General features: G+C 52.9%; 12 protein-coding genes and 1 pseudogene. 8 read left to right on the top strand and 5 right to left on the bottom strand.

Annotation, left to right across the window (positions count from 1 at the left end; translation table 11 throughout):
- The 4 genes and pseudogenes from VU18_RS07720 to cobO form a co-directional block, all read left to right on the top strand.
- Window positions 1–514 (top strand): annotated as a pseudogene (locus VU18_RS07720) (cobyric acid synthase CobQ); the annotation flags it as partial.
- A 220-nt stretch (window positions 515–734) separates the two neighbouring features.
- Window positions 735–1,790, top strand: coding sequence for a nicotinate-nucleotide--dimethylbenzimidazole phosphoribosyltransferase (gene cobT, locus VU18_RS07715; RefSeq protein WP_011231284.1), 1,056 nt, complete (start codon window positions 735–737; stop codon window positions 1,788–1,790).
- Window positions 1,787–2,557, top strand: coding sequence for a uroporphyrinogen-III C-methyltransferase (gene cobA / locus VU18_RS07710; protein WP_008880165.1), 771 nt, complete (start codon window positions 1,787–1,789; stop codon window positions 2,555–2,557). The genes cobT and cobA overlap by 4 nt, the downstream gene beginning before the upstream one ends.
- On the top strand, window positions 2,538–3,083 hold the full coding sequence (gene cobO / locus VU18_RS07705) for a cob(I)yrinic acid a,c-diamide adenosyltransferase (protein WP_011231283.1): 546 nt from the start codon (window positions 2,538–2,540) through the stop codon (window positions 3,081–3,083). Before cobA ends, cobO begins: the two co-directional genes overlap by 20 nt.
- Window positions 3,084–3,123: 40 nt before the next feature.
- Here cobO and VU18_RS18345 read toward each other — a convergent pair whose 3' ends face one another.
- The 3 genes from VU18_RS18345 to metA form a co-directional block, all read right to left on the bottom strand.
- Complete coding sequence (locus VU18_RS18345) at window positions 3,124–3,273, bottom strand: hypothetical protein (protein WP_011231282.1); 150 nt, start codon at window positions 3,271–3,273, stop codon at window positions 3,124–3,126.
- Window positions 3,274–3,458: 185 nt separating this feature from the next.
- Window positions 3,459–3,557 (bottom strand): YjcZ family sporulation protein, encoded by a 99-nt coding sequence (locus tag VU18_RS17325; protein ID WP_011231280.1) that lies wholly within the window; start codon window positions 3,555–3,557, stop codon window positions 3,459–3,461.
- A gap of 172 nt (window positions 3,558–3,729) precedes the next feature.
- Window positions 3,730–4,638, bottom strand: coding sequence for a homoserine O-succinyltransferase (gene metA, locus VU18_RS07700; RefSeq protein WP_014195890.1), 909 nt, complete (start codon window positions 4,636–4,638; stop codon window positions 3,730–3,732).
- A gap of 119 nt (window positions 4,639–4,757) precedes the next feature.
- Here metA and VU18_RS07695 point away from each other — a divergent pair, with 119 nt between their 5' ends.
- Genes VU18_RS07695 through VU18_RS07685 form a run of 3 tightly spaced genes read left to right on the top strand, consistent with a single transcriptional unit; the run spans window position 4,758 to window position 6,974 of the window.
- Entirely contained in the window at window positions 4,758–5,273 is a 516-nt protein-coding gene (locus tag VU18_RS07695) for a hypothetical protein (RefSeq protein ID WP_014195889.1), read from the top strand.
- Between the two features lie 60 nt (window positions 5,274–5,333).
- Window positions 5,334–5,810 carry a glutathione peroxidase gene (locus tag VU18_RS07690; protein ID WP_014195888.1) on the top strand — a complete coding sequence of 159 codons (477 nt, stop codon included), beginning with the start codon at window positions 5,334–5,336 and terminating at the stop codon, window positions 5,808–5,810.
- A gap of 18 nt (window positions 5,811–5,828) precedes the next feature.
- The gene (locus tag VU18_RS07685; protein WP_014195887.1) at window positions 5,829–6,974 is read left to right on the top strand and encodes a conserved virulence factor C family protein; all 1,146 of its coding nucleotides are present in this window, start codon (window positions 5,829–5,831) and stop codon (window positions 6,972–6,974) included.
- A gap of 53 nt (window positions 6,975–7,027) precedes the next feature.
- Here the strand turns inward: VU18_RS07685 and VU18_RS07680 are convergent, their stop codons facing one another.
- Window positions 7,028–7,411, bottom strand: coding sequence for a DUF4183 domain-containing protein (locus tag VU18_RS07680; RefSeq protein WP_011231275.1), 384 nt, complete (start codon window positions 7,409–7,411; stop codon window positions 7,028–7,030).
- 441 nt (window positions 7,412–7,852) lie between these two features.
- On the opposite strand from VU18_RS07680, the gene VU18_RS07675 reads away from it, so the two are divergent.
- Window positions 7,853–8,236: a DUF4183 domain-containing protein gene (locus VU18_RS07675; RefSeq protein ID WP_015374894.1), complete on the top strand. Its 384-nt coding sequence runs from the start codon at window positions 7,853–7,855 to the stop codon at window positions 8,234–8,236.
- A 93-nt stretch (window positions 8,237–8,329) separates the two neighbouring features.
- Here VU18_RS07675 and VU18_RS07670 read toward each other — a convergent pair.
- Window positions 8,330–8,631 (bottom strand): NUDIX domain-containing protein (locus VU18_RS07670; RefSeq protein WP_047757924.1); only part of this gene is annotated, 302 nt, incomplete at its 5' end.

The following is an 8,631-nucleotide window of genomic DNA, read 5'->3' as shown; positions in this document are numbered from 1 at the left end:
AGCGAGAGTCGTCGGCTTATGCGGCGGCTACCAAATGCTTGGCGCCGTCATCCGCGATCCGTATGGAGTCGAGACGCCGCTCCCCGAAGTAAAAGGACTTGGTTTGCTGCCGATTGAAACGACGCTTGAGCGGACGAAAATCACGATCCGTACGGAAGGGATGCTTACGTGGGCGGGCGAGCGGTTTTCGGTGCAAGGATACGAGATTCATATGGGCCGCTCGGCGCCGCTTCCTGGCTATGCGCCGCTTATTGAGGCGGACGGCCGCCATGAAGGGGCGAAGCACAGTGATGAGCGGGTGCTGGGCACGTACATGCACGATTTGTTTCATAACGATGCGTTCCGCACCGCTTTTTTGAATGCTATTCGCCGCGAAAAGGGAGCTCCGTTGCACGGCGCTGTATCGTTTCACACCCGTAAGGAAGCGATGTTTGACCGGCTTGCCGCCCATGTCCGCGAGCATGTCGACGTCGGACGGATCGAACAGATGATGCGTCAATTTCAGCGGCTGTGATCGATATGGAAAATGGTGGTGCGGAGGAACGGCCGATATGGCCCGCTTTTGCCGAGCGATTGGCTCGGTTTGGGGGTGCGAATTCCTCTGTAAAGCGGGGGTGGCCGGCCTTCCACTGCGCTAAAGCGTGACGGGGGAAAGCTGCTTTTTCGCCCCTCAATCATAGACGAGAAAGGAGGAAGCGCCTATTCCCGCTTGATGGGGATATGGTGCGACCGTGATGAATGCTTCCATCCCACCGATCCGCCGTGAAATGGTGGAACAAGCACGTGATTACATCAATCAGCTGACGAAACCGCCCGGCAGCCTCGGCCGTCTGGAAGAAGTGGCGGCCGCGCTTTCCGGTATGACTGGAGAGCTGCTCCCACGCGTCACTCCGCCCGGAGTGCTCGTGTTTGCGGCCGACCATGGCGTCGCGGAAGAAGGGGTGTCCGCCTATCCGGCCGAAGTGACGGCGCAAATGGTGTACAACTTTGCCAACGGCGGAGCGGCAATCAACGCCTTCAGCCGGCAAATCGGCGCGTTGCTTCAAGTCATTGATGTCGGTGTTGCCGTGCCAATTGCTGATGAGCGTGTCATTCAGAAGAAGGTGCGCCCGGGAACGAACAATTTCGCCAAAACGGAAGCGATGACGCCGTCCGAGGCCGAACAGGCGCTTTATGTCGGTTACGAGCAGGCGGCATCCATCATTGAACAAGGCGCCCGCACGCTTATTGTCGGCGAAATGGGCATCGGCAATACAACCGTTGCGAGCGCTTTATTGGCCACGCTCTCCGAGGAGCCGCTTGAGCGCATCGTTGGCAAAGGAAGCGGCATTCAAGAGGAGATGCTTGCCCATAAACGGGACGTCATCCGCCGGGCGCTCTTGCTTCATCGGCCGGATCCGGCGAAGCCGCTTGAATGGCTTTCGAAAATCGGCGGGTTGGAGATCGCTGCTATGGCCGGGGCGATGCTGGCAGCCGCCGAACGGCGCATCCCGATTTTGCTTGACGGTTTTATTTGCACGGTGGCTGCCCTTGTGGCCCGCCAGTTTGCCGTGAACGTCACAGACTATATGATTGCCGGCCATCGTTCGCAAGAGCCGGGGCACAGTATAGCCCTTCGTTTGCTAGAGAAGGATCCGCTTTTGGATCTCGGCATGCGCCTTGGCGAAGGAAGCGGCGCGGCGGTAGCGTTTCCGCTCTTGATTTCAGCAATGGCGATGGTGAACGAAATGGCGACGTTCGCCTCGGCGGGCATTTCCACGGCCAATGCGAAAGGGGAGAAGGGGCGATGACCGTCGGCAAAGTGTATTTAGTCGGCGCTGGGCCGGGTGATGAAAAGCTTATCACGGTTTACGGCCGCGAATGCCTAGAACGGGCGGATGTCATTATTTACGACCGGCTCATCAACCGTAAGCTGCTGCGCTACGCGAAGCCGGACGCTGAGCTTCTTTACTGCGGCAAAGAGCCGGGAAAACATGACACGGTTCAAGAACAAATTCATGAGCTGCTCGTTTGGCATGCGCAACAAGGAAAAACGGTCGTCCGCTTAAAAGGCGGCGATCCGTGCATTTTTGGCCGCGTTGGTGAAGAGGCGGAAGTGTTGGTGAAAGCCGGAATTCCGTTTGAAATCGTTCCAGGGGTGACATCCGGCATCGCTGTGCCGGCGTACGCCGGCATTCCGGTCACCCACCGTGATTACGCCGCCTCGGTGGCGATGGTCAGCGGGCATCGGAGTGAGCGGATCGATTGGGAGGCGCTGACTCGAGGATGCGATACGATCATTGTCTACATGGGAGCGGCCAACTTGTCGGATATTTGCGGCCGTTTGATGGCGGCCGGAAAGCCGTCGGATACGCCGGCGGCCATCATTGAATGGGGGACGACCGAGCGGCAGCGCACGGTGGCGGCGACGCTTTCGACGCTGTCAGACGAGGCGGAACAGGCGGGCATTTCCCATCCGGCCATCATCATCATCGGCGATGTCGTTCGTCTGCGTGAGACGCTCCAATGGTTTCCGGAGCGGCAAGGGGGCGTGGTCGATGCCGACGCCTCGTCGTAGCGGGCGTGTCATCGTTTATACGGGCGACGGAAAAGGAAAAACGACGGCCGCATTGGGGCTTGCCCTGCGTGCCGTCGGCCGGGGAATGAACGTCGCGGTTTTGCAGTTTTTGAAATCGCCGGAACGAACATACGGCGAGCAGTTGGCCCTAGAGCGCCTTGGCGTCGACGTCCGTCAGCTCGGCGCCGGCTTCACATGGACGAAAACGCCGGACATCCACCGGGAAGCATTGAAGCGTGCCTGGGCGGTGGCCAAAGAATATGTGTATTCCGGACGGTATGATATGATTGTGCTCGATGAACTGAACAATGTGTTGGCCATTGACCGCTTTCCCGTTGAAGATATCGTATCAGTCAGCGAGGTGCTCGAGCTGATCCGCACGCGCCCGCCGTCGCTCCATCTTGTCATCACGGGGCGCGCGGCGCGCCCTGAGCTGATGGCGGCTGCCGATATCGTTACGGAAATGAAGCTCATCAAGCATGACTATGAACAAGGAAGGACCGCGATGAAAGGGATTGAATTTTAGAAGCAAAAAAGCGGCCGTTTTTTAGCCGCTTTTTTGCAGGTTAGGCATTTTCATCGGTTTTGTCATTTTGGATTTTGTTTTGCCGACGTCCTTTGCTGTTATCGCCGGAAACCGGGCCGCGAAGCAAGGCCATCGGATCTTGCGTTGGCGCGTTTTGATTGCGGCTGCCGTTGTTTGGGCGTTTCGTCATGAGCTCCACCTCCTTTGGCTGCCGTTGTCATACGTTTAGCATGGACGATGCCTTCATTCCTATGCATGGTTGTCTACAGCCCAGCATAAAAAAAGCGGGAAGCGTTCGTGTTCCCGCTTTCCCGCTGCAAGCCGGCCGGATGCTGGCAAACACGGCGGCCGGATGAAGGCAATCAGTGATTTCGGTTAGTAGGCATATCCGCCCAAGCAGGCACATCCAACAATAATCAACAAAATAAACAGAACGACAATCAACGCAAAGCTGTTTCCATGCCAAGCGCCCATCATGTTCACCTCCTGGTGGAATCTATCGTATTGTATGTCAAAAAAAACTAAAAGAACAGGGCGATTGTCGAAACACGAAAACAATCGGCCAAAATGAGAAAAACGCCTTGCATATGTTTCAGCAAGGCGTTTTTTCGGGATGGTTCAAGTGAAATGATTGCATATATTGATTTCATTCCCATTCATAAGGCGTTTCTTGATACACGTAATAGTTCAGCCAGTTGACAAACAGTAAATTGGCATGCGAGCGCCATGTGTTCAGCGGCGGCTGGCTTGGGTCATCATTGGGAAAGTATGATTCTGGGATGTGAATCGGCAGCCCTTTCGCCAAGTCGCGTTCATATTCTTCTTTGAGCGTTGTCGCATCATATTCTGGATGACCCGTTAAGAAAATGCGGCGCCCGTCGTTCGATGCAACGAGGCAAACGCCGGCTTTGTCGGACATGGACAAAATTGTGAGATCTGGCACTTTTTCGATGTCTTCGCGCTTGACGTCGGTATGGCGGGAGTGCGGCATGCGGAACACATCGTCAAAACCGCGCAATAGTTTCACGTTTTTCGCTTCCACCGTATGGTTGAACACACCGAAGCATTTTTCCGGCAATGGGTATTTCGGAATGCCGTAGTGATAGTATAAGCCAGCTTGTGCTCCCCAACAAATGTGCAACGTTGACGTGACGTTCGTTTTCGTCCATTCCATGATATCGGTCAGCTCATCCCAATACGTAACTTCTTCGAACGGCAATTGCTCGACCGGGGCTCCGGTGATGATCATTCCGTCGAACTTGCGATGGCGGATGTGCGGGAAAATCGTGTAAAATTGTTCTAAATGATGTTTGCTTGTCGTTTTCGGCTCATGGGTCGCCGGGCGCAAAAAGGTGACGTTCACTTGCAGCGGCGAGTTGCCAAGCAGCCGCAGCAACTGTGTCTCTGCTTTTTCTTTTTCGGGCATCAAGTTTAAAATGATGATGTTGAGCGGCCGGATGTCTTGGGAGTAAGCCCGTTCTTCGTCCATCACGAAAATGTTTTCCTGTTCGAGTATTTCTTTCGCCGGCAAGTCTTTTGGAATGTTGATTGGCAATGGTGTCCCCTCCGTTTCTGTCTCGTTACTAAATACCTTAATTATAAAAACTTTGTCAACATTCTTCAATTGATTTTTTTGACCTTAAACAGCTGGTGAACAAAAAGGGGGAATTCCGATTGGATCCGACAGCCTTTGACAATTTAAAAACGGTGTTGGAAGGGGCGGTATATGACGCGGATTTGCAAGGGCGCATTGCCGTGGTCGAGCGCCGCGACCTTGTCGATTTGGCCCGTTTGTTTCGGGAGTACGCCATTTCATTTCGGCTGAATGATGCGCCCGATCCGCTCGTCGTCTGCACCGCGCGGCTTTCGCTTGATTTTGCTGAGCTGGTCAATGAGCGGCTCTATCACGGCCGGGCCGGCTGTCGGCTCGCTCTTCTGTTTACCCTTCCGGTTCGCCGCTCGTCCGTTTGTGCGCTCATTGAAGGAACGCTGCGGACGATTTGGGGGGAGGAGCGAATCATCCGGCAAACGCTCCGCTTTCCATTTCCACATGAACGCGGCCCGTATGAAAATGAAGCCGTGGTCGAATTTGCACGCCTCATTTATGAGGAAAACGCCGCCGATTTGCCGGAGATGGTGCCGTATATGGTTTCATCACTTGAACAATTGCAGCTGTTCGCCGGGCAGTAACGATGCAAAAAGTAGAAACAAACCATGAAATCCGCTATGATGGAGATGAGGTGAAAAATCATGAGTGTATATGAATTCAGCGCCAAAACCATTCGCGGAGAGGAACAACCGCTTTCCGTCTATCGAGGCAACGTGCTGTTGATTGTCAACACGGCGAGCCGTTGCGGCTTCACCCCGCAGTATAAAGAACTGCAGGAGCTGTATGACGAATATCGCGATCGCGGGTTTGTTGTGCTCGGCTTTCCGTGCAACCAGTTCGGCGGCCAAGAGCCGGGGACGGAAGAGGAAATCGAGCAATTTTGCCAGTTGAATTATGGTGTGACGTTCCCGCTGTTTGCGAAAGTGGATGTGAATGGCGATCACGCCCATCCGCTGTTTCAATATTTGAAAGAAGAGGCGCCGGGGGCATTGGGAACAAAGGCGATCAAATGGAATTTCACGAAGTTTTTGGTCGACCGCAACGGCAAGGTTGTAGCTCGTTTCGCACCGCAAACAAAGCCAAGCGAGCTGAGAAAGGAAATTGAAAAGCTGCTGTAAGGCAAGGAGGGGTAACGCTTGCGCATTCAAGCGATTGAGCCGACGCCAAGCCCGAACACGATGAAAATATTGCTTGATGAAGAATTGCCTTCCGGCACGCGCCATAACTACAAACCGGACAACATCAGCGAAGCGCCGCCGCTTATTCAAGCATTGATGCGCATTGACGGAGTGAAAGGCATTTACCATGTCGCTGATTTTTTGGCTATTGAACGCCATCCGAAATACGACTGGCGCGACATTTTGGCGAAAGTGCGCGAAGTGTTCGGCGAGAAAGTGGATGACGGCGCCGAGGCAAAGCCGAAAGGAAACGAACATTTCGGCGAAGTGAAAGTGTTCGTGCAAATGCTGTACGGTCTGCCGATGCAAGTGAAGCTTGTCGATGGGGAGCGCGAACACCGCGTCGGGCTGCCGAAACCGTTTATGGACGCGGTCATTGAGGCGCAAAAATACGCAGGAAATGTTGTGCTTGAGCGCAAATGGGTCGAAAAAGGAGTGCGCTACGGCACGTTTGAGGAAATCGGCCGCGAAATGGTCGATGAGCTGTCGGCAGCCTATCCGCCCGAGCGGCTGGAGCGGATCGTCAACATGTTCCGCCGCGGCGAGCAGGAAAAAACGGTGCAAAAGCGTCCAAGCCTCAAAGTGACGAGCGAGATGCTCGATGACCCGGATTGGCGCAAACGGTATGCCGCGCTCGAACAGATGGCCGAGCCGACCGAGGACGATATCCCGGTGTTGGCCAAGGCGCTCAAGGATGAAAAAATGGCGATTCGCCGCCTGGCGACGGCGTATCTCGGCATGATCGGCGGCAAAAAGGTGCTTCCGTATTTGTATGAAGCGTTAAAAGATCCTGCTGTCGCTGTCCGCCGCACCGCCGGCGACTGTTTGTCCGACATCGGCGATCCGGAGGCCATTCCGGCCATGATCGAAGCGCTAAAGGACGAAAGCAAGCTCGTCCGTTGGCGCGCGGCCATGTTTTTGTACGAAGTCGGCGACGAATCGGCGCTGCCAGCGTTGAAAGCGGCGGAAAACGATCCGGAGTTTGAAGTGAGCTTGCAAGTGAAAATGGCCATTGAACGGATCGAAGGCGGCGAAGAAGCGAAAGGGTCTGTGTGGAAGCAAATGACGGAGAGCCGGAAGAAAGAAAACGAAACAGAACAGTAAACCAGGCGCGCCCATCGGTGCGCCTGTTTTTATGATCGAAAAGAGTACGGCTGTTACGTCGTCACAGTAGTGTTGGAGCTTGGAGCGAATTGGACAATTTCGAGCACAACCGGGGTGTTAGCTGGAATCGAGCCGCTTCCGGTCGGGACGGTAATGGACAGTGACCCGACGCCGGTAGCTCCTGGGGTGTACGTCGATATCCCTTCCATTTGCAAAACGCCGTTAATGTACACGTTAAAGTAGCTATTGTTAGTTGCCAATGCTGGCAGCTGTGTCGCTTGGCTGCCGTCGTCTTGCAAAAAGCTGGCTGCGTCGATCGTTAAGGTTGCTCCTTCTGCTGTTTCAGCTGTTGTGATGTAAAAAAATCTTGCGACGTCTGGTGCAACCTCTGTCGTGGTAGTAGCGGCGACAAACAATTTAATTAATTGCAAAGCCATACAATCTCCCCTTCTCCATTTTGTGTTTAACATGCTGTGGCCCCGAAGCTGAGCCAATTATCATCCGTTCTTTTTAGTATCTGGAACTCTGTTGGCAATCAGCCGGTGCCATAGGTTCATTTTATTGTATGGATTAATTACAGAGGATGGCTCGGCGATTGCCGTAATGGGAGAAAAATGATGTTTTTGCCCTGCTATACCAGCCTGTTTTACCAGTGAATTTGAATTATGAAACAAACATTTTAAACGAATTTGGTCGTTTTATGATCCTGTTATAATAGACGGAATTAAGTGGAATATAGTGATTTTTTACTACCGTTCATTAACCTGCCATTTTGTTTGCTATTCACTTTGAAGATGGGAGGTGAATATACTAATGCAAAATATCTTGCGGAGTGAAATGATCACGAAACAATATGGTGTGTTTGGGTGAGCAAACGAATGAAACGGACATCTTCAACAGCAAAACATGTGATTGCTGCTTCCAAAGTATACGATTGGACCCATGCTGTACTGACCATTCCCCTCCGTGTGGCGCTCCACTTCCCTCCGCGTGTCTTGCAGGCGGAAACGTACCAGTATAACACCATATCAGACGGAGTGAAAACCGTCTATACAGACGGCGATGAACTGAGAGAGTACGGCGACCGCGGTATTTTAGATCCGAAACATGTATCATGGATCAACTTGTTTATTAATGGGGTGCTGCAACCGGAAAAACTGTATGAGGTGGAAAAGGGGAAACTGACGTTGAAAACAGCCGAGCCGCCGCCAAAAGGTGCGCCGATTATTCTTCAATTTATTACCATTAAAATGGGCTTCTAAATTTTTTTGCCCCTCCAGCTGCGGATTTGGTTCTTAGAAAAGAGTGTTTTCAACAATGGTGAAGCCTTGGAGAGAGCTCCAAGGCTTGGCTCGTCATCCCCTGAAATATTGTTCGATAAAATCTTTAACAAGAGGAGAGAGTTCGTTTGGCAATTCATGAAAAGGGAAGAATTTCACTTCCAGCGATTCTTCCCCGTCTTCTTTCAGTTCTCCACCGCGGATATCACGGGTGAGATAAACAACAGTGACTGGGTAATATTGATCTCCATTAGGCAGCCGAACAAAATATTTTTTTCCAGAAAACACATCGACTAGTTCCAGTTTGCCGATTTCCAGCCCTGTTTCTTCCCACACTTCCCGCCGGGCTGCTTCTTCTGCGGACTCCCCCAACTCCA

Origin of the sequence: Geobacillus sp. ZGt-1 (genome assembly GCF_001026865.1) — a bacterium.
Taxonomy (GTDB): Bacteria; Bacillota; Bacilli; order Bacillales; family Anoxybacillaceae; genus Geobacillus; species Geobacillus thermoleovorans.
The sequence above is the reverse complement of the archived record's forward strand: the minus strand, read 5'-3'. Positions and strand labels throughout refer to the sequence as shown.